At 70.0% G+C, this 17,817-nt stretch carries 15 protein-coding genes; 5 read left to right on the top strand and 10 right to left on the bottom strand.

Annotated features, from left to right (window positions below):
* From A6A40_RS19060 to A6A40_RS19050, 3 genes are all read left to right on the top strand, one after another.
* The gene (locus tag A6A40_RS19060; protein ID WP_158279316.1) at positions 1 to 1,725 is read left to right on the top strand and encodes an ABC transporter ATP-binding protein; all 1,725 of its coding nucleotides are present in this window, start codon (positions 1 to 3) and stop codon (positions 1,723 to 1,725) included.
* Positions 1,726 to 1,854: 129 nt separating this feature from the next.
* Entirely contained in the window at positions 1,855 to 3,897 is a 2,043-nt protein-coding gene (locus A6A40_RS19055; RefSeq protein ID WP_108547483.1) for a TonB-dependent receptor, read from the top strand.
* Entirely contained in the window at positions 3,897 to 5,141 is a 1,245-nt protein-coding gene (locus tag A6A40_RS19050) for an MFS transporter (RefSeq protein WP_108547482.1), read from the top strand. The genes A6A40_RS19055 and A6A40_RS19050 overlap by 1 nt, the downstream gene beginning before the upstream one ends.
* Here the strand turns inward: A6A40_RS19050 and A6A40_RS19045 are convergent.
* Entirely contained in the window at positions 5,105 to 6,127 is a 1,023-nt protein-coding gene (locus A6A40_RS19045; protein WP_108547481.1) for a helix-turn-helix transcriptional regulator, read from the bottom strand. The two genes, A6A40_RS19050 and A6A40_RS19045, sit on opposite strands and share 37 nt — an antisense overlap.
* A 153-nt stretch (positions 6,128 to 6,280) precedes the next feature.
* Here A6A40_RS19045 and dmeF point away from each other — a divergent pair, with 153 nt between their 5' ends.
* Entirely contained in the window at positions 6,281 to 7,279 is a 999-nt protein-coding gene (gene dmeF / locus A6A40_RS19040; RefSeq protein WP_108547480.1) for a CDF family Co(II)/Ni(II) efflux transporter DmeF, read from the top strand.
* A 4-nt stretch (positions 7,280 to 7,283) separates the two neighbouring features.
* On the opposite strand, the gene A6A40_RS19035 is transcribed toward dmeF, so the two are convergent.
* The 4 genes from A6A40_RS19035 to A6A40_RS19020 all read right to left on the bottom strand — a co-directional run bounded on the left by A6A40_RS19035 (position 7,284) and on the right by A6A40_RS19020 (position 12,809).
* Positions 7,284 to 8,288 (bottom strand): class I SAM-dependent methyltransferase, encoded by a 1,005-nt coding sequence (locus A6A40_RS19035; RefSeq protein WP_108548024.1) that lies wholly within the window; start codon positions 8,286 to 8,288, stop codon positions 7,284 to 7,286.
* 5 nt (positions 8,289 to 8,293) lie between these two features.
* Complete coding sequence (locus A6A40_RS19030; RefSeq protein ID WP_108547479.1) at positions 8,294 to 10,414, bottom strand: TonB-dependent receptor; 2,121 nt, start codon at positions 10,412 to 10,414, stop codon at positions 8,294 to 8,296.
* Positions 10,415 to 10,516: 102 nt separating this feature from the next.
* Positions 10,517 to 11,719, bottom strand: a complete 1,203-nt coding sequence (locus A6A40_RS19025) for an MFS transporter (RefSeq protein WP_261344798.1) — start codon at positions 11,717 to 11,719, stop codon at positions 10,517 to 10,519.
* A 121-nt stretch (positions 11,720 to 11,840) separates the two neighbouring features.
* Positions 11,841 to 12,809, bottom strand: coding sequence for a helix-turn-helix transcriptional regulator (locus A6A40_RS19020; protein WP_108547478.1), 969 nt, complete (start codon positions 12,807 to 12,809; stop codon positions 11,841 to 11,843).
* A 361-nt stretch (positions 12,810 to 13,170) separates the two neighbouring features.
* Between A6A40_RS19020 and A6A40_RS19015 the strand changes: the two genes are divergently transcribed.
* Positions 13,171 to 13,371 (top strand): hypothetical protein, encoded by a 201-nt coding sequence (locus A6A40_RS19015; RefSeq protein ID WP_108547477.1) that lies wholly within the window; start codon positions 13,171 to 13,173, stop codon positions 13,369 to 13,371.
* Positions 13,372 to 13,476: 105 nt separating this feature from the next.
* Here the strand turns inward: A6A40_RS19015 and A6A40_RS19010 are convergent, their stop codons facing one another.
* The 5 genes from A6A40_RS19010 to A6A40_RS18990 form a co-directional block, all read right to left on the bottom strand.
* A complete protein-coding gene (locus A6A40_RS19010) occupies positions 13,477 to 13,839 on the bottom strand; it encodes a type II toxin-antitoxin system RelE/ParE family toxin (protein WP_158279314.1) in 363 nt (120 codons plus the stop codon).
* Positions 13,840 to 14,018: 179 nt separating this feature from the next.
* Positions 14,019 to 14,696 (bottom strand): TetR/AcrR family transcriptional regulator, encoded by a 678-nt coding sequence (locus A6A40_RS19005; RefSeq protein ID WP_162363829.1) that lies wholly within the window; start codon positions 14,694 to 14,696, stop codon positions 14,019 to 14,021.
* 134 nt (positions 14,697 to 14,830) lie between these two features.
* Positions 14,831 to 15,850 (bottom strand): TRAP transporter substrate-binding protein, encoded by a 1,020-nt coding sequence (locus A6A40_RS19000; protein WP_108547474.1) that lies wholly within the window; start codon positions 15,848 to 15,850, stop codon positions 14,831 to 14,833.
* A 37-nt stretch (positions 15,851 to 15,887) separates the two neighbouring features.
* The gene (locus A6A40_RS18995; protein WP_108547473.1) at positions 15,888 to 17,168 is read right to left on the bottom strand and encodes a TRAP transporter large permease subunit; all 1,281 of its coding nucleotides are present in this window, start codon (positions 17,166 to 17,168) and stop codon (positions 15,888 to 15,890) included.
* A gap of 11 nt (positions 17,169 to 17,179) precedes the next feature.
* Positions 17,180 to 17,794, bottom strand: coding sequence for a TRAP transporter small permease (locus A6A40_RS18990; protein ID WP_108547472.1), 615 nt, complete (start codon positions 17,792 to 17,794; stop codon positions 17,180 to 17,182).
* Between the last annotated feature and the right edge of the window lie 23 nt (positions 17,795 to 17,817).

Below are 17,817 nucleotides of genomic sequence, written 5' to 3'. Positions count from 1 at the left end.
ATGCTGATCGTGAAGCTTTTCCGGCTGGCCGTGCCGGAACGCGGCCTGCTGGCCGCCGCCGGCGCCGCCAAATTCGCCGAGATGCTGGCCGCCGCCGTGCCGCTGGGCGTGGTCTATTGGCTGGCGCGGGGCCTGCTGTCCGGCGGCGCCCTTCCGTCGCCGGGCGTCGTCGCGCTGGTGCTGGCCGGCGCCTTCGCTGCGCAGGGGGTGCTGTTCTACGGTGCGACGCGGCTGGGGGCGGAGGCCGGGACGCGGCTGACCTGCCGGCTGCGGCTCGATCTCGCGCGGCATCTGCGGCGTTTGCCGCTGGGCGAGGTCAAGCGGCGCGACAGCGGCGACCTGACCGCCCTGCTGATGCAGGACGTGACCACCATCGAGCAGGTTCCCTCGCTGATCTTCGGCCGCACCGTCGCCGGGCTGGCGATGACGGCGATCCTGCTGGCGGGTTGCGCCTGGGTTGACGCGCGGCTGGCCGGGTTGCTGGTGCTGGGGATTCCCGTCGCCGTCCTGGTCCAGCGCCGGTCGTCCCGCCGGCTGGCGCGCGAGGCGGCGCAAGGCGCGGCGTGGCGTGGCCGGATGGGCGGGGCCGTGCTGGAACTCCTCCAGGGGATGCGTGTCGTCAAGGGCTTCGACCCCGGCTTGCCGGTGGGGCGGCTCGAACGGGCGACGGCGGGGCACCGCGATGCGGCCAAGGGGCTTACCGCCACCTATGTCCGCGCCTCGATGGGCTTTCCGGTGCTGCTCGACGCCGGGGCGCTGGCGGCCGGAGCCTGGGCGGTGCATGGGCTGCTGGGCGGCGGGCTCGACCCGGCACAGTTCCTGCTGGTCTGGTTCGTCGCGCTCCGCGTCTTCGCCCCCGTTCACGAGTTCACCGAGTTCGCGGCCATGCTGGAGCTGATGGATGCGTCGCTGACCCGCATCCAGGCCGTCCTGACGGAGCCCGTCCTGCCCGAACCCGCAACCCCCCGGAGTCCCGAGCGGTTCGACGTGGCCTTCGACCGCGTCGGCTTCCGGCAGGGCGGCGATGCCATCCTGACGGAGGTGTCCTTCGCCGTGCCGCAGGGCGGGGTGGTCGCGGTGGTCGGGCCGTCGGGCGCCGGGAAAAGCACGCTGCTGCGCCTGCTGACCCGCTCCTGGGACGTGACGGAGGGCGCCATCCGCATCGGCGGCGTCGATCTGCGCGACATGGACGAGGAAACGCGGGCCTCCTGCCTCGCCGTGGTGTCGCAGGAGGTGTTCCTGATCGCCGGCACGCTGCGCGAGAACATCCGGATCGGCCGGCCCGACGCGCCGGACGACGCGGTGACCGCCGCCGCCGAGGCGGCCCAGTGCCACGGCTTCATCTCCGCCCTGCCGCAGGGCTACGACACGGTTCTGGGCGACCGCGGGCACACCCTGTCGGGCGGCGAGCGGCAGCGTGTCGCGCTCGCCCGCGCCATCCTGAAGGACGCGCCCATCGTCCTGCTGGACGAGGCGACATCGGCGCTGGACCCGCGCAACGAGGCGCTGGCCCAGCGGGCGCTGGGCGCGCTGCTGCCCGGCAAGACGGTGCTGGTGGTGGCCCACCGCCTGCGCTCCGTCGCCGAGGCCGATTCCATCCTGGTGCTGGAGCGCGGCCGGATCGTCGAGCAGGGATCCCACGCCGCGCTGATCGGACGGAACGGCGCCTATGCCCGGCTGTGGGCGCGCTATGAAAACATGCTGGGCTGGCGGGGCCTGCCATGAGGGGCAGATGCGAATGAATCGCAATTTGGTCCCGATCACGGTATTGGCGGCCCCGTTCGCGTTAGCGCCGCCGCTCTCCCGCGCCTAGTCCTTGCGGCATCGAGCCGTCTTTCTGGAGTGCATATCGTCATGGCGACCCGTTCCTTCCTGCTGCGCGGCACGGCCGCCGCCGGCCTTCTGTTGTGGGCGCTGCCGGCCGCGGCCCAGACGGCCCCGGCGGGCGCGTCCGAACCGCTGCGCCTCGACTCCATATCGGTGACCGCCAACAAGCGGCCCCAGCGGCTGGCCGAGGTGGACGGCGCGGTCGCCGTCCGCACCGCCGAGGATCTGGAGCAGGCCCATGTCGCGAAGGTCGAGGATCTGGAGCGCGTGTTTCCCGGCCTGCTGATCCGCAGCCGGGGCAACGGCGCCTATGCCAACGTGACGGTGCGCGGCGTCTCGTCGCCCGACTATTACAACCCGGCGGTCCAGGTCTATGTCGACGGCGTGGCCCAGGACCAGGCCTATTTCACGCAGGAGCTGGTGGATGTCGAGCGGGTGGAGCTGTTGCGCGGCCCGCAGGGGACGCTGTACGGCCGCGGCGCCCATGGCGGCGTGCTGAACATCGTCACCCGCAAGCCGGACGACCGGCCGGTCGCCGCCACGTCCGGAACCCTGTCCAACCAGGACCGCACGGTGGAGGCCATCGCCGGCCTCGCCCTGGTGCCCGGCATGCTGTACGGCGATGTCGCCGTGCATCTGCGCGACCGGCTCGGCAGCATCGACGATACGGGCGGGCTGGGCTCCGACATCGACGACGGCACGACCTGGGTTGGGCGGGCGCGGCTGCGCTACGCGCCGGTCGGCGGACCGCTCGACGTGATGGCGACCGCCCAGCGCGAGCGGCTGCGCAGCCACGAGGAACTCTATGTCAAGGAGTCCAGCCTGAAGGATCGCACCGTCGACAGCGTGACCGAGGGCGGCTTGCCGCTGCTCGACCGTACGGTGAACAGCTTCGGGCTGACCGGCAGCTATGATTTCGGCGGGGCGGTGCTGACCAGCGTCACCTCCCTCCAGAAGCGGACGATGACCCGCCGCATCTTCGGCAGCGACACGCCCGAGGATCAGCGGACGGTGTCCGAGGAGCTGCGTCTGGCCTGGGGCGGTTCCGGCCCGCTGTCCGGTGTGATCGGCGGCTTCGTCCAGGACACCGATTTCACGCGGCGCGAACCGGGCTATCCCGGCTACATGGGCGCCTCGGTCAACGACGTGGACAGCCGCTCCTATGCCGCCTTCGGCGAGATCACCTACAAGGTCACGCCGACGGTGGACGTCACCGGCGGCCTGCGCTGGTCGCGGGAGGAATCGTCGATCGACTACCGGCGCGGCGCGCCGGGCGGCTACGGCTTTTCCGCCGACGCCAGTTTCGGCAACGTCTCGCCCAAGCTGGCCTTCGGCTGGCAGGTGACGCCGGACCACCGGCTCTACGCGCTGGTCAGCCGGGGCTTCAAGCCGGGCGGCTTCAACCACACCGTGTCCAGCGTCGCCGACGCCGTGGCCTACAAATCCGAGACATCGACCAACATCGAGGCGGGCTGGCGCGGCGCCCTGCTGCCCGGCATCCTGGAAGGTGGCGCGGCGGTCTATTGGATCCGCTCCAACGACAAGCAGATCTATGTCGGGCCGGTCGGCATGCAGGTGCTGCGCAACGCCGGCGAGGCCGAGAGCAAGGGCATCGAGCTGGATCTGCGGACCACGCCGCTGGACGGGCTGACGCTGGATGCCGGCGCCACCGTCGGCCGGTCGGAGTTCACCGATTCGCGCGATCCGCAGACGGGCGTCAGCTACGACGGCAAGCGGGTGCCCTACGCCCCCGACACCACGCTGCGGCTGTCGGCGCGCTACGTGATCCCGCAGACGGGAATTCCGGGCGAACTCAGCCTGCGCGGCGGCGGGCGCTATTATTCGCGCACCTATTTCGACGAGGCCAACAGCCTGCAACAGGCGGGCTACACGCTGTTCGACGCCTCGGTCGATCTGGCGCTCGACAACGGGATGTCGCTCAGCGTCTTCGGCGACAATCTGACGGACAAGGTCTACCGCACCTCCAGCTTCCGGTTCGGGGCCGGCGACGTGCGCAGCACGGTCGGGCAGGGGCGCCTGATCGGCGTCAGCGGCCGGTACCGCTTCTGATGGGCGCCGCGCGGGTGTTGCTGACGGTCGCGGGGATCTACACGACCCAGAGCGCCATCGGCGGCATGAGCTTCCAGGCCCTGCCCGCCGTCCTGCGCAGCCATGGCGCCGGGCTGGAGCTGGTCGGTCTGGTGTCGCTGTTCATGCTGCCCTGGGCATTGAAATTCCTGTGGGCGCCCGCCGTCGAGCGGTTTCGCCAACGGCCCGGCGGCATCCGGCGGTCGCGGCCGATCATCCTGGCCGGGCAGGGGGTGGCGTTCGCCCTGCTCGTCCTGCTGGCGGCGCTGTCGCCGCGCGAGGCGCCGCTGGCCCTGTTCCTGCTGCTTGCCGCCGTCGCGGTGGTGGTGGCGACGGTGGACATCGCCTGCGACGGCTTCACGGTGGAGCGTCTGGCTCCCGCCACGCGCGGCTGGGGCGGCGCGGTGCAGGTGGGCGGCGGCTATGCCGGGATGATGCTGGGCGGCGGCCTGTTCCTGGTGCTGGTGGATCGCGCGGGCTGGACTGCGGCGGTGTGCGCCATGGTCGGGCTGCTGGTTCTGCTGACTCTGCCGGTCCTGTTGACGCCCGAGCCGCCGCTTGCCTCTCTCGGTGAGGACCGGAGCGGAAACCGGCACCGCCCATCGCTGGCGGCGGCCTTCGCTCGGCCGGACGTGCGCTGGGGGCTGGTCGTCGTGATGGTCTTCCAGCCGGGCTTGCGGATCGTGCAGGGGCTGATGGCGCCCTTCCTGATCGACCGGGGCTTCGACCTTGCCCTGCTGGGGATGTTACACGGCGTCGCCGGCACGGCGGCCAGTCTGCTGGGGGCGCTGCTGGCCGGGCTGGCGGCGCGGCGCTGGGGCGCCGATGCGCTGCTGGGGCCGGCGGTGCTGGTCGAGGCGGCGGTCTTCCTCGCCCTGCTGGCGGCGGCGCTGGTTCCCGGCCTGCCCGTCGCGGCGTTGGTCGGGCTGCTGCTGGCGCTGGCCGCCGTGACCGGGGCGGCCTTCGTCGTCCTCTACACGGCGATGATGGGTTGGACATCCCTGCGGCAGGCCGGGGTGGATTTCACGCTGTTCCAATGCGCCGACGCGATGGTCGCGGCGCTGGCCGGCTATGGCGGGGCGCTGCTGGCGGGAACCCTGGGCTACAAGGCCGGCTTCGGCCTCGCCGCCGGGGCCGCCTTGGCGGCGGCGGCGCTGCTGCCGGCGCTGCGGGCGCGGATCGGCGCCGTTCAGCCGGACGCCGCTCCGCCGGGCGTGGCGGTGTAGGCGCTGGGGGCGACGCCGTAATAGCGGCGGAACAGCTTGGCGAAGTGGCTCGGATTGGCATAGCCGACCATCAGCGACACCTCGGTCACGCTGGCCGCCTGCCGCCCCAGCAGATCGGCCGCCCGCTTCATCCGCATGTCCTGGAGATACTGGTGGACCGACGCATCGTAGAGAGTCCGGAAGCCGTGCTTCAGCTTCTTCTCGTTCACCCCGGCGACGCGGGCCAGTTCGGCGATGGTCCAGCCATGGGCGATGTCCTCGACCATCAGGTCGCGCGCCGCCTTCACCCGACGCCGGTCGAGCAGGCTCGGTTCGGGCGGACGGGGCGGGCGCCCTTGGGCGGTGGTCAGCCGGTCGAGCGCCAGGGCCAGCAGCTCCAGCGCCTTGCCCTCCACGAACAGTGCGTCGGCGCGCTCGGCCACCGTGCCCTGGAGCAGCCGCTCCGTCGCCAGGATCATCTCGCGCGGGGCGGGCGCACAGCCCATCCACACCCCGTCGAGATCCTCCGCATACAGGTCCAGCGCGCCGGCCATGGTGGAGGTGAATGCGCACGGGTCGAGCATGCCACCCAGGACATCCCAGTCGATGCGCAGTTCCGCCATCGTCATGCGCTGGCCCGGCGGCAGATGGAACCGGCCCCAGGCGCTGCGGTTCGACAGGAACACATAGAGATGGCCGTCGCGGTAGGGCATGACCGGCCCGTCCGGCGCCACCCCGGTGACGCCTCCGGCCTTCAGGAACACTGCGATGGAAAGGCTGGCGTGGCCGTGGACGCTGCCCTCGACCGTGCTGGTGGTCGTGAAGTCGCAGGTCGTCACCGCCATGCCGTCGCGCACCAGCGTGCGCTTCATGTGCCCCTCGATGCCCGGCATCAACGGTCCGGAATGGCGAACCACCGAACGCGGCTGAGCAGCGGTGGTCCAGCGTCGGCGGACGCCCGCCGAACCGTGATCGACGACGATCTTCTGCATCAGGCCCGCTTTCATCCCCAACCCCCACCGCGACGCGCCACGCCTCCAGGGAGCGGGCCGGACACAGCATAATGAGAATCATTATCAACCGCAATTCCGTTGCGGATCCATGACGCCGGGAGGCATTCTGGACTGATCCGGTCCTAATCGAGAAGGAAGCAAACGCCGATGCACACGAAGACGATCGACGCCTGGACCCATGACCACGGCTTCGGCCAGGACCGTGTCCGGCCGGCCGAGTTCCGCACGCTTCTGGTGGTGGCGCTGACCGCCGTGACCATGGTGGCGGAGGTGGCTGCGGGCGTCGCCTTCGGATCCATCGCGCTGCTGACCGACGGCCTGCACATGGCCTCGCATGCGGCGGCGCTGGGCATTTCGCTGCTCGCCTACGTCTTTGCCCGCCGCCACGCCCGCAACCGGGCTTTCAGCTTCGGCACCGGCAAGGTGAACGCGCTGGCCGGATTCGCCAGTGCGCTGCTGCTGGTCTTCGTCACCCTGCTGATGCTGTGGGAGAGCCTGCACCGGCTGGTCGATCCGGTGGCGATCTCCTTCGACCAGGCGCTGGTGGTCACGCTGGTCGGTCTGGCCGTCAACATCGCGAGCGCAGCCATCCTGATGCGCGGTCCGTCGGGCGACGATGCGGAGCATCACCATCACGGCCATGATCACCATCATGGCCACGGCCATGACCACCATCACGGCCACGGCCACGGCCATGCGCACGAGGAGCACGACCACAATCTGCGGGGCGCCATCCTGCATGTGCTCGCCGACATCGCGACGTCGGTGCTGGCTGTGCTGGCGCTGCTGGGTGGCAAGCATCTGGGCGCGTCCTGGCTGGACCCGGCGATGGGCATCGTCGGCGCGGCGGTGATCGCCCGCTGGTCCTGGGGCCTGCTGCGCGACACCGGCCGGGTGCTGCTCGACCAGGAGGCGCCGGCCGACCTGCGCGAGGCGGTGCGCGGCGCCATCGAGGCGGACGGCGATTCCCGCATCGCCGACCTGCATGTCTGGTCGATCGGTCCGGGGCTGTTCACGACGGTGCTGTCGGTGGTCAGCCACGAACCGCACAGCCCGGAGCATTACAAGGCTCTGCTCCCCGCCGGGCTGGGGCTGGTCCATCCGGTCGTCGAGGTGCGGCGCTGTCCCGGCGAGGCGGGGTGCTGAACGCCTACCCCCGCCCGCAGTCCAGCCGGAACGGGCCGAAGGCGGTCGCGACGTCCCGGCTGTCCACACGGGCGAAGCCGGCGGCCGACAGCGCCGCCGCGATGGCTCCCCGATCGAAGGAGCGGCCCTGCCCGCGCAGGGCCGCCGCCAGCCGGCCGACGACGTGGGTTTCCGGTTGGGTGCGCTCCGCCGTCAGCCCCTCGTGCAGGCTGACGAAGACGCCGCCCGGCGCCAGCGCCCGCCGGGCCTTGGCCAGCAGCGCCACGAGGTCGCGGGCGTAGTAGAGCGTCAGCGACGCCCAGATCACGTCGTACCCGCCGCCCCACTCCGTGTCGTTGAAGTCGCCCGCGATCACCGCGACGCGCCGGCCCGCCGCTCCGGCGGTGTCCAGCCGTCCGGCGATCCGGCTCGCCATCGGCGGCAGGTCGACCACCGTGGCGGTCATGTCCGGCCGCCGCTCCGCGACCGTCAGCGACAGCGTCTCCGATCCGGCGCCGACATCGAGGAACCGCCGGGCGGAGGGCCATTCCGGCAGGCTTTCCAACACCGCCATCATGGCCGCCGCCCCCATGCCGCGATGGAAGGAACGCAGGCTGAAGGCGGAGCGGTCCCAGAACTCCGGCGCGGTCATGTCGAGCGGCGCGTCGGCGGTCTCCCCGCGCAGCAATGCCGCCACGTCGCCGTGCCGCAGGCGGGGGAGGGTGGTCAGCAGGTCGCGCAGGGACCGCGGGCCGTCGGTGCGCAGATAGGGCGAGGCTTCGTCCGCGAGGCGGTAGCGGCCATCGGCCTTGACCAGCAGTTCCATGGCGGCCAGCGCGTCGAGGACGAAGCCGAGGCGTCCGGCGTCGAGTGCCAGATCGGCCGCCAGATCGGCCGCCGTCGCGGGCGTGGCCAGCCGGTCGAACAGGGCGAATTCCAGACCGACCGCCACAAGCTGCCAGCGCAGCGGCGCCTGGATCAGGTCGAACAGCCGGGCGGGAACGCTGCTGTCGTCGGGGTGCGTGGTCATCGTCGTCACCACGCCGCCTTGACGCGCAGGCCGACCTCGCGCGCCGCGCCATCCTCCGCCAGCACGCCGAGCGGTGCCCGGACGGCGCGGGTGTAGACGTTCCGGTCGAACAGGTTGCTGCCCCACAGCGACAGCTCCACCGACGCGAAGCGGTAGCCGATCTCGGCGTCGGTCAGCACGAAGGCCGATTGCCGCAATGTATTCTCCGAATCGAAATAATAGGGGCCGGAGCCGTTCACCCCCACCTGTCCGAACCACCCCCGCTCGCCTTCGTCATAGCGGATGCCCAGCGCATAGGTCGCGTGCGCCGCCATCGGCAGGCGGTTGCCCGACAGGTCGGTGGGCAGCAGCGCGCCGTTGCGATTGACGTTGACGGTGTAGGCGGTCGCCTTGGCCCGTTGCAGGCCGCCGCTTCCAAACAGGGTCCAACGCTCGCTCAGGCGTCCGTTCAGCGACAACTCGGCGCCCAGATTTTCGGCCTCGGCGGCGTTGCTGACCTTCTGGGTGCCGCCGGGCACCAGATCGAGGATCTGCTTGTCGGTCGTGCGCGTGTGGAAGACCGAGAATTGCACGGCGCCGCGCCCGCCGGCGAAGCTGGCCTTCACCCCGGCCTCGGCGGTCCAGCTGTGTTCGGGCGCGTAGGTCAGCGTGTCGCGGCTGGTCGCAGTCCCGTAATTGTAGCCGCCCGGCAGATAGCCCCGCGCGTAGGAGGCGTAGAGCGTGGTGTCCGGCCCGGCCTCGTAGGACAGGCTGACGCGAGGCAGCAGCGTGGTGTGGCGCAGATCCTGCTGATAGCTCATGCGGCCGGCCGCGCTGGAGACGGTCTGGCGGCCGCTCTGGCCGATCCATTCGAGCCGGCCGCCCAGCCCGAGCCGCAAGGCGTCGGTCAGACCGACATCCGCCTGGCCGAAGCCGGCCAGCCCGGTCTGCTCGATGTCGGTCTTGCGCCCCACGCGCGGGGTGCCGATGCGGAAGTCCAGTTCGGTCCATTCCCGGTAGGCGTAGACACCGGCCAGCCAGCGCAGCCGCGCCTGCGGATCGGCGGAGGTCAGGCGGATTTCCTGCGACAGGGCGTCGTCGCGGTGGGACGAGAGGGTCGGCAGGGTGGAGAGCGGTGTGCCGTCGAGATCCATCTGGAAATCGCGCGTGTAATGGGTCCAGCCGGTGACGCCGGTCAGGTCGAAGCCGTCGCCGCGACGGTCGATCCGCAGGGATTGCACCGCGCTGGTGGAATCGTCCCAGGAGGGGGTGTTGTAGTTGGTGGTGAAGCGGCCGGTGGCATAGGGGCCGGAGAGGTAGCGCATCCGTGCCTTGCCCAGTTCGGCCCGTTCGACGAGGCTCTTCAGGCGGATGTCGGTATCGTCGTCGGGCCGGGCTTCCAGACCGCCCGACAGGGTCCAGCGGCCGGTTTCCGCGCCGTTCCTCGACCCGTCGTAGCGGTTCAGTCCGGCGCCCTTGGCGTCCTCCGCGCGGAAGGCCAGCGAACCGGCCAGCGTGTCGCCGGCAAGCGGACCCGACAGCCGCCCGGACGCCGTGACGGCGGGGCGCCAGCCGTCGGGGCCGTCCTGGAAGCCGGTCGACAGGCTGGCCCAGCCGGACGGCGTCCAGGTCGGATCGGCGGAGGCGGCCTTGACGGCGCCGGCCTCGGTGTTGCGGCCGTAGAGGCTGCCTTGCGGCCCCTTGAGGATTTCCAGCATGGCGGGGTCGGGCAGCCGGGGCGCCTGGGCGGCGCCGTGGGGAAGGGCGACGTCGTTCACGAAGAAACCCAGGGGATCCTGCAAGGCGGTGTTGGCGCTGGTCATGCCGCGCATGACGATCCGCGTCTGCACCGAAGACTGTTCGATCTGGACGTTCGGCGACCGCTTGGCGATGGCCGCCAGTCCGCCCGACAGCGGGCTGTCCAACGCATCGGGCGTCAGGACCTCGACCGATCCGGGGATGCGCCGGACATCCTCCTTCCATTGCCGGGCCTCGACCGTCACCGGGGCCAGCTCCATGGCGGCGGCGTCCGGCGGGTCGTCGGCCAGCGCCGGTCCCGCCATCGCCAGAAGGAGCGGGGTCGAGGAAAGCAGCCGGGCGATCGCCGGTGTGGGAAACGCCGGTGTGGAAACCGGTCGGTGCGTCATGGGGGTAGTCCTCCTCGCTGAAGTCCGGGGCGAGGCTAGGCGAAGCGCCGGGAGCGCGCGCCCAAACGCCGAACGCTCGCCATCATCGGGCGAACGCGGCTGTCAGTGCCGCCGGAACGCCAGGGCGCACACCACGCACAGGATCGCGGCGCCCGCCCAATAGGGCATGACCGGCGAGAGCTGGTGCAGCGACGCCCCCAGCAGCGGGCCGGCGGCCATGCCGACTCCCTGCCCGATGCCGTTGAGGCCGGCGGTCCGGGCCTGCATGTCCGGCGCCGTCCGCAGGCTGAGCGCGGCGAGATTCCCCGGCAGCAGCAGACCCAGCCCGCCACCCAGCCCGGCCATCGCCGCCATCAGCAGGGCGGGGGAGGGTGCCAGTGCCGCCGCCAGCATGGCGAGTGCCGCGACGACGGCCCCGACCCGCAGCAGGCGCGCGGGGGGCCAGCCCAGCCAGCGCACCGCCAGCCCCTGCGTCGCCACCATCACCGCCATGGTCACTGCCAGGATGGCGCCGCCGCGCTGCACCGAGTCCACCGGGGTCAGGCCGAAGGCGTCCTGGAGGCGCAGCGCCGTCACCTGCTGCAGCAGGCTGTAGGCGGCCAGCCCGCACAGCGTGATCGCCAGGAAGGGGCGGAGAACCGCCGGACGGGGCCACCCCGCCACCGGGGCTGTCGCCGATGCGGCCGGCCGCACCGGCTCGCGGACACAGAGCCAGACCGCCGACGTTCCGGCGGCGATCAGCGCGGCGATGGCCAGCAGCGCGGTGCCGGGCGCCGTCCCTCCCATCCGCCAGGCGAAGGCGCCGCCGAGGATGGCGCCCAGTCCGAAGGCGGCGCCCATCATCCCCATGCCGCCGGCCCGCTCGTCCGTGCTGGTCACGTCGGCGAGGAAGCCCTGGGCCGCCGGCATGATGCCGGCCGACAAGGCCGACTGGACCAGCCGGGCGGCCAGCAGCAGGGCGAAGGCCGCCTCGGCCGACAGGCGTCCGTCGCCGTGCCCGGCCAGGATCCCGGCCATCGCCACGGGATACAGGGCGGCGGCGGCGAGCCCGGTCAGCAGCACGCGGCGCCGGCCCCAGCGGTCGCAGACCTGCCCCCAGACCGGTCCGGCGACGACCAGCAGCAGGGCGGAAAGGCTGAGCAGCATACCGGTCCGCACATCGCCGAAGCCGATGCTCCGCCCGAGCGGCGGCAGGACGATCAGCAGGAAGGAATGGCCGGCGCCGTTCGCCAGCAGCCCGCCGAACAGGGCGGCCACTGCGGGTGTCTTCCGGTCGGTCGGCATGGTGGTCATGGTGGTGGTCATGGCGGTTTCCGCGAGGTCGAGCGACAGCGACCGGAGACGCTACGCGCGAAACGCCGGTGGCGCCGTCATCGGCGGAACGGGACGGGACAGACGCCGAACGCCGGTGTCGGCGGCGTCGGTGTCAGCGGCGTTGGCGGAACTCGGCTGGGGTACAGCCGTGGCGCTCGCGGAAGGCGGCGGCGAAATGGCTGGAGCTGCTGAAGCCGCAAAGAAAGGCGATCCCGGTGATGCTCTCGTCGCTGTTCTTCAGGCAATGTTCGGCGCGCTCCAGCCGCCGGTCGCGCAGCCAGGCGAAGACGGTCTGCCCGTAGACCTTGCGGAAGCAGCGGTTCAACCGCGCGTGGCTCATGCCCGCCGCTTCGGCGAGACGCTCCAGCGAGGGCGGGTGGCACAGATCGGACAGCAGCATGTCCGCCACCCGCGCCACCCCGCACCGCTCTGCGCGCCCCAGTGCGGCCCCTGGCGCGCCGTCCCCCATGGGGCCGGCGTCCACCACTGGCGCCAGCCAATGTGCCAGCAGCCCGAGCGCGGCGCTCTCCGCCATCAGCCGGTCGAGCGGCGAGGCGAGGCCGTTGTTCAGCAGCAGGCGCAGCCGGTCGGCGCCGGACTCGGAGCGCCCCAGCCGGACCGCGCGGGTTCCTCCCGGCATCCGGTTCAGGCCGGCACCGTCCAGCACCTCGCCGATGCGGTCCAGGTCGAACTTGACCGCCAGCATGCCGGCCAGTTCCTGCGCCGGAGTCAGCCGGGCGATGGGCGCGTCGTCCAGCCGGAACAGCCAGACATCCCCGGCGCGCACCGTGTGGCGCAACGCCGCGTCGCCGCAACCGAACAGGCTGGTGCCCGACAGGCCGAAGGCCAGCACCCCTACCGCCGCGCCATGGTCGATCCGCGACCGGTAGTCGCCGCCCAGGCGGCACTCGCTGCTGGTCAGGGTGATGCCCGGCCCGACCCGTCCGGTGCGGAAACGCACGGCCCCGTCGGCGCAGGGCAGCGCGTGGTCGCGCCACCCGGCCCCCGGCCCGGCAAGATGAGCCAGCATCTGCGGGCCGACCTGGAACACATCCGGCCCGGTCTTGCGGAGGATGTTCATGGCGGGTGGTCCTTTTGTCTTGGGAAGGAACGGACGGGCCGGATCAGCCGCGCTCCCGCTCGGCGAAGTCGGTGGGGGCATAACCCGCAAGGTCGATCACGGTTTCGTGCGCCATGGCATCCGTCGAAGAGGGCGAGGAAAGAGACGAAAAATACCGGCCGGGCAGGACGCGCACCGCCACGGGCAGAGATGCTAATAATAATGATTATCATCTGGTGCCGATCTGTTCCAGCGCAGAGAGTGCTCCCATGTCCATTTCGCCGCCTGTCTTCCAGCCCGCTCCGGCCCGTATCACCGCTGAAGGCCGCCACCCGTTCGCTCCTGACGGCCCTGCCGCTGCTGTTCCCGGCGGCGCGAGGCCATGGCGCAAGTGGATCCCCAACCGGCCGCCATCCCGTTGCCGGCGCTGGCCGTCACCGCCTCCAAGCAGGGGCCGACGATTTTCGACACGCCGGCCAGCGCCTGGCTGGTGGACGAGCGCACGCTCGACGAGGGGCGGCTCCAGGGGCTGGACGAGTCGTATCGGGAGCGAGCCGACACCACTGTCCCTCGCCTTCGATGAGGACGCATTCACCCGGTATCATCTCTCCCATCTGCCTCAGCACGCTGACGCAGGAGTTCAGGCGGGGAGCGGTTTGGCTGATCGACCGACCGTCATGCGAGCTGGTCAGGAGGCCAGGCCGGTCAAGGAGCGGGCCACCTTGCGGCGCGGTTCCATGCCCTCATGGAGCACACGCAGGATGATCGTGCCGACCGTTCCATCCGGCAGCAGGCCGGTCGTGTAGTAGAGGCAGTGTGCAGCGGCACCGCGCCTGCCGGCCGCGAGTTCCAGATGGAACAGCCGGACGTCGGGCCCCAGTTCCGGGCGCGGCAGCATGCCCGGCCGGCCGGGATCCTCGGCAACCATATGGATCGCCCTGTCGATCAGCATCGCATAGGTGCGCAGCTGGGCGGTTCCAAACCGCGTCCGTGTCGTGCGCAGGATGTCCAGGATGTCACGCTCGGCCGGACCGGTGAGAAGGTGGCTCATTCCCGCGCAACCTGCTCGGCATTGTCCGGGGCCGACCGTGAGGAGAAATTTGTCAAATCCATCCCCCGCCTTCAGCCGCATGCGGGGACGCCCGCATTCGGTCCGGATCGCCCGGTCATCCAGGACGCCGGGGCGGGTTCCGTCCTTCTCCACGCCGCGGCAACAGGCCGCCGTTAGCCTCAGGTGCCCGCCGCCTCGGACTTGAGAAGGCTGACGATGGCGTCGGCGATCATCCGCTTGTGACGGGTGCGCGTGTCGGCGGCGGCGAGATTCTGGTGAAAGATGAGGTTGAAGGTGTGGCGGTTCGATACCCGGAAGAAACAGAAGGCACTGATCATCAGGTGCAGGTCGATCGGCTGGATGTCGGCCTTGAACACGCCCGCTGCGCGGCCGCGCTCCAGAATGCGGGCCAGCGTGTCGATGACCGTGATGTTCAGGTTGGCGATTGCTTTCGACTTCTTCATATGTTCGGCACGGTGGATGTTCTCGATGCTGACCAGCCGGATGAAGTCCTCGTGCTGCTCCTGATAGTCGAAGGTGAAATCGATCAGGGCGCGGATCGCCGCCTCCGGGTCCAGATCCTGAAGGTTCAGGCGGTTCTCGATGGCGCGGATGTCACCGTAGACCTTCTCCAGCACGGCAAGATACAGCTCCTCCTTGCCGCCGAAGTAATAATAGATCATGCGCTTGGTGGTGCGGGTGCGTGCGGCGATCGCGTCGACCCGGCCGCCGCTGAAGCCCAGCGAGGCGAACTCCTCCGTCGCCACCTCGAGGATGTCCTGGCGCGTGCCTTCGGGGTCGTTCTTGCGGCTTGGCTTTGTCTTTTTGGTTGTGCCGGTCGCGTCGTCCGCCGTCATGCCCTGTCCCATGGTCTCGCGGCGCGGGGAGCGCCCTCGACGGAGGTAATGAACGAACAGTGCGGAAACCTCAATGCCGGAGTGGCGGAGTGTGCGAACACACCCCACCACAGGGCTTCCTCAGGCGTTCTTGCTCAGTTCGACGCACGCTTCTTTTCGATGGTCGCATAGGCCTGGCTGACAAGCGCCTCGCCGATTTCGGCCTTGTACTTGTCGACCACCGGCTTGACCTTCTCGCGGATCTTGGCGAGTTCGTCGGCCGGCAGTTCGTCGATGGTCATGCCCTTCGCCTTCAGCGACGCGAGCGCCTCGGCTTCCTGGTCGCGCGACAGCTTGCGCTGGAAGACGGTGGCTTCCGCCGCCGCGCTCTGGAACAGGGCCTTTTCATCGGCATTCAGCGTGTCCCAGAACTTCCTGGAGATGATCAGCGACTGCGGATTGTAGATGTGCCGCGTGATCGTCATGTATTTCTGGACTTCGTTGAACTTGGTCAGCTCGATGGTCTTGGCCGGGTTCTCCTGCCCGTCGACAGTGCCGGTCTCCAGCGCGCTGTACAGTTCGGGGAAGGCCAGCGGCACCGGGTTGGCGCCCAGCGACTTGAAGATGTCGATGTAGATCGGTGTCTGGATGACGCGGATCTTCAGGCCGGCGATGTCGGCGGCGGTCTTCACCGGCCGGCGGTTGTTGGTCAGGTTGCGGAAGCCCAGATCCCAGAAGCCCAACCCGACCAGTCCCTTTTCCGGCAGCTTCGCCATCAGCTGCTCGCCCACCGGGCCGTCCAGCAGGGCGTCGGCCTCTGCCCCGCTGTTGAACAGGAAGGGCAGGTCGACCAGCGCGAATTCCTTGGCCTGGGAAACCAGGATGCCGGCATTCATCACCGACATCTCGACGATGCCGCCCTGCAGCGCCGACACGGTCTGCACGTCGCCGCCCAGCGTGCCGCCGGGGAACAGCTTCACCTTGATCTTGCCGCCGCTCTTGGCCTCGACGATGTCGGCGAACTTCTGGGCGCCCTGGCCTTGCGGGTGCTCCTTGACGTTCTGGAAGGCGAACTTGACCGAACGCTCCTTGTACTCCGCGGCGGCAGCGCTGCCGGCGAACAGCAGGCCCGGCAGGATCAGGCCGGCCAGCAGCGATTTCATAGACGTCTTCATGGGTTTCCTCCGGGTTCGTTCTTGAAGAATGAGGGGATCAGCGCGTGAGCCAGGACGCCGGCACCATCACCAGCGACGGGAACAGGGTCAGCAGGAACAGCACGAAAAGCTGGACCACCAGGAAGGGCCAGACCCCCTTGACGAGCGCTTCCATGCGAAGCTTCGATACACCGCAGACGACGTTCAGCACGGTGCCGACCGGCGGCGTGATCAGTCCGATGGCGCAGTTCATGATGAACAGCACGCCGAAATAGACGGGGTCGATGCCGGCCTGTTTGCACACCGGGACCAGGATCGGCGTCAGGATCAGGATGGTCGGGGTCATGTCCATCGCCGTGCCGATCGCCACCACCAGCGCCATCATCGCCAGCAGAAGCAGGGTCGGATTGTCCATCAGCGGTTCCAGCAGGTCGGACACCATGCCCGGCAGGTTGGCGACCGTGATCAGCCAGGACGACACCAGCGCCGCGGCGACCAGGAACATCACGATGCTGGTCGTCTTCGCCGCCCCCAGCAGGGCCGGGTAGATGTCGGCGACGCTCATCTCGCGGTAGACGCAGACGGCGACGAACAGCGAATAGACGGCGGCGACCACGGCGGCTTCGGTGGGCGTGAACACGCCGAACTTCAGCCCGACGATGATGATCACCGGCAGCATCAGCGCCCACACGCCCTCGCGCATGATCGACAGCACCTCGCGCAGCGGACGGCGCGGCGGCGGAGCCAGAGTCTCCTTGCGCGATACGTACCACCAGGCGCCGCAGAGGCCGACCGCCAGCAGGATGCCGGGAAAGATGCCGGCCAGGAACAGCTTGGTGACGGAGACATTGCCGGCCACGCCATAGATGACGAAGCCGATGGAGGGCGGAATGATCGGCGCGATGATTGCGCTGGCGGAGACCAGCCCGGCCGAGTGGTTGCGGTCGTGCCCGGCGGCGACCATCATCGGCACCAGCAGCGTGGCGAGCGCCGCCGCGTCGGCCACGGCGGAGCCGGACAGGCTCGCCATCACCGTCGCCGCCAGGATCGCAACATAGCCGAGCCCGCCGCGGATGTGGCCGACCAGCGCCATGGCGAGATTGACGATGCGCTTTGCCAGCCCGCCGGTGTTCATGATCTCGCCGGCCAGCATGAAGAAGGGCACGGCCATCAGCGGGAAGCTGTCGGCACCGTTGATCAGGTTCTGCGCCACGATCTGCGCGTCGAACAGGTCGAGATGGATCATCAGCGCCACGCCGCACAGCAGCAGGGCATAGGCGATGGGCATGCCGATGGCCATGGCGCCCAGCAGGGAGCCGAGGAAGATTGTGATGGTCATGGTCCGCGTCCTCAGCGGCTGGGGGCGGTGCGGGAAGGCATCGGCAACACCTCTTCCCGATTGGTGCCCTGGTGCGTGCGGTGGCCTCCGGTGTGGACGCCATGGGCGGTCGCTTCCGGCAGATCTTCCGATTCCGCGACCATCACGAGGTCGGCGTCGGAGATTTTGCCAGTCAGCAGCAGATACATCTCATGCAGCAGGATGGCGCCGGTCGAGAGTCCGAACACCACGCCGATGCCGTACAACAGCCCCATCGACAGGCCGGTGGCCGGCGCCTGGGCGCTCCAGTTGATCAGGGTCTGGGTCCAGCTTCCCTGCAGCACCAGCCAGGTGACCCACAGCATCAGGCCGCAGCTGGCGACGGCGCAGGCAATCCTGCCGGACCGCGGCAGGCGCACCACCAGGGCGTCGACCCCCAGATGCGCCCGCTCGCGCAGGCCCAGGATGGCGCCGAGGAAGCACATCCAGACGAAGAACAGGCGCGACATCTCCTCAGACACGGTGATGCCGCTGTTGAAGGCATAGCGCAGCACCACATTGCCGAACACCAGCACGACCATGCCGGCCATGCACAGCGCCATCAGGATCTTGATGAGGGTGAAATAGGACTCGACCAGCTGTCTCATGCGGCCCTCCCGGTGCCGGCCTT

The sequence above is a fragment of the Azospirillum humicireducens genome (assembly GCF_001639105.2).
GTDB classification, from domain to species: Bacteria; Pseudomonadota; Alphaproteobacteria; order Azospirillales; family Azospirillaceae; genus Azospirillum; species Azospirillum humicireducens.
The sequence above is the reverse complement of the archived record's forward strand: the minus strand, read 5'-3'. Positions and strand labels throughout refer to the sequence as shown.

Coding starts and splice junctions, on each gene's coding strand:
- A6A40_RS19060 (WP_158279316.1), top strand. CDS start 1: ATGCTGATCGTGAAGCTTTTCCGGCTGGCCGTGCCGGAACGCGGCCTG.
- A6A40_RS19055 (WP_108547483.1), top strand. CDS start 1,855: ATGGCGACCCGTTCCTTCCTGCTGCGCGGCACGGCCGCCGCCGGCCTT.
- A6A40_RS19050 (WP_108547482.1), top strand. CDS start 3,897: ATGGGCGCCGCGCGGGTGTTGCTGACGGTCGCGGGGATCTACACGACC.
- A6A40_RS19045 (WP_108547481.1), bottom strand. CDS start 6,127: ATGAAAGCGGGCCTGATGCAGAAGATCGTCGTCGATCACGGTTCGGCG.
- dmeF (WP_108547480.1), top strand. CDS start 6,281: ATGCACACGAAGACGATCGACGCCTGGACCCATGACCACGGCTTCGGC.
- A6A40_RS19035 (WP_108548024.1), bottom strand. CDS start 8,288: ATGACCACGCACCCCGACGACAGCAGCGTTCCCGCCCGGCTGTTCGAC.
- A6A40_RS19030 (WP_108547479.1), bottom strand. CDS start 10,414: ATGACGCACCGACCGGTTTCCACACCGGCGTTTCCCACACCGGCGATC.
- A6A40_RS19025 (WP_261344798.1), bottom strand. CDS start 11,719: ATGACCACCACCATGACCACCATGCCGACCGACCGGAAGACACCCGCA.
- A6A40_RS19020 (WP_108547478.1), bottom strand. CDS start 12,809: ATGAACATCCTCCGCAAGACCGGGCCGGATGTGTTCCAGGTCGGCCCG.
- A6A40_RS19015 (WP_108547477.1), top strand. CDS start 13,171: ATGGCGCAAGTGGATCCCCAACCGGCCGCCATCCCGTTGCCGGCGCTG.
- A6A40_RS19010 (WP_158279314.1), bottom strand. CDS start 13,839: ATGAGCCACCTTCTCACCGGTCCGGCCGAGCGTGACATCCTGGACATC.
- A6A40_RS19005 (WP_162363829.1), bottom strand. CDS start 14,696: ATGACGGCGGACGACGCGACCGGCACAACCAAAAAGACAAAGCCAAGC.
- A6A40_RS19000 (WP_108547474.1), bottom strand. CDS start 15,850: ATGAAGACGTCTATGAAATCGCTGCTGGCCGGCCTGATCCTGCCGGGC.
- A6A40_RS18995 (WP_108547473.1), bottom strand. CDS start 17,168: ATGACCATCACAATCTTCCTCGGCTCCCTGCTGGGCGCCATGGCCATC.
- A6A40_RS18990 (WP_108547472.1), bottom strand. CDS start 17,794: ATGAGACAGCTGGTCGAGTCCTATTTCACCCTCATCAAGATCCTGATG.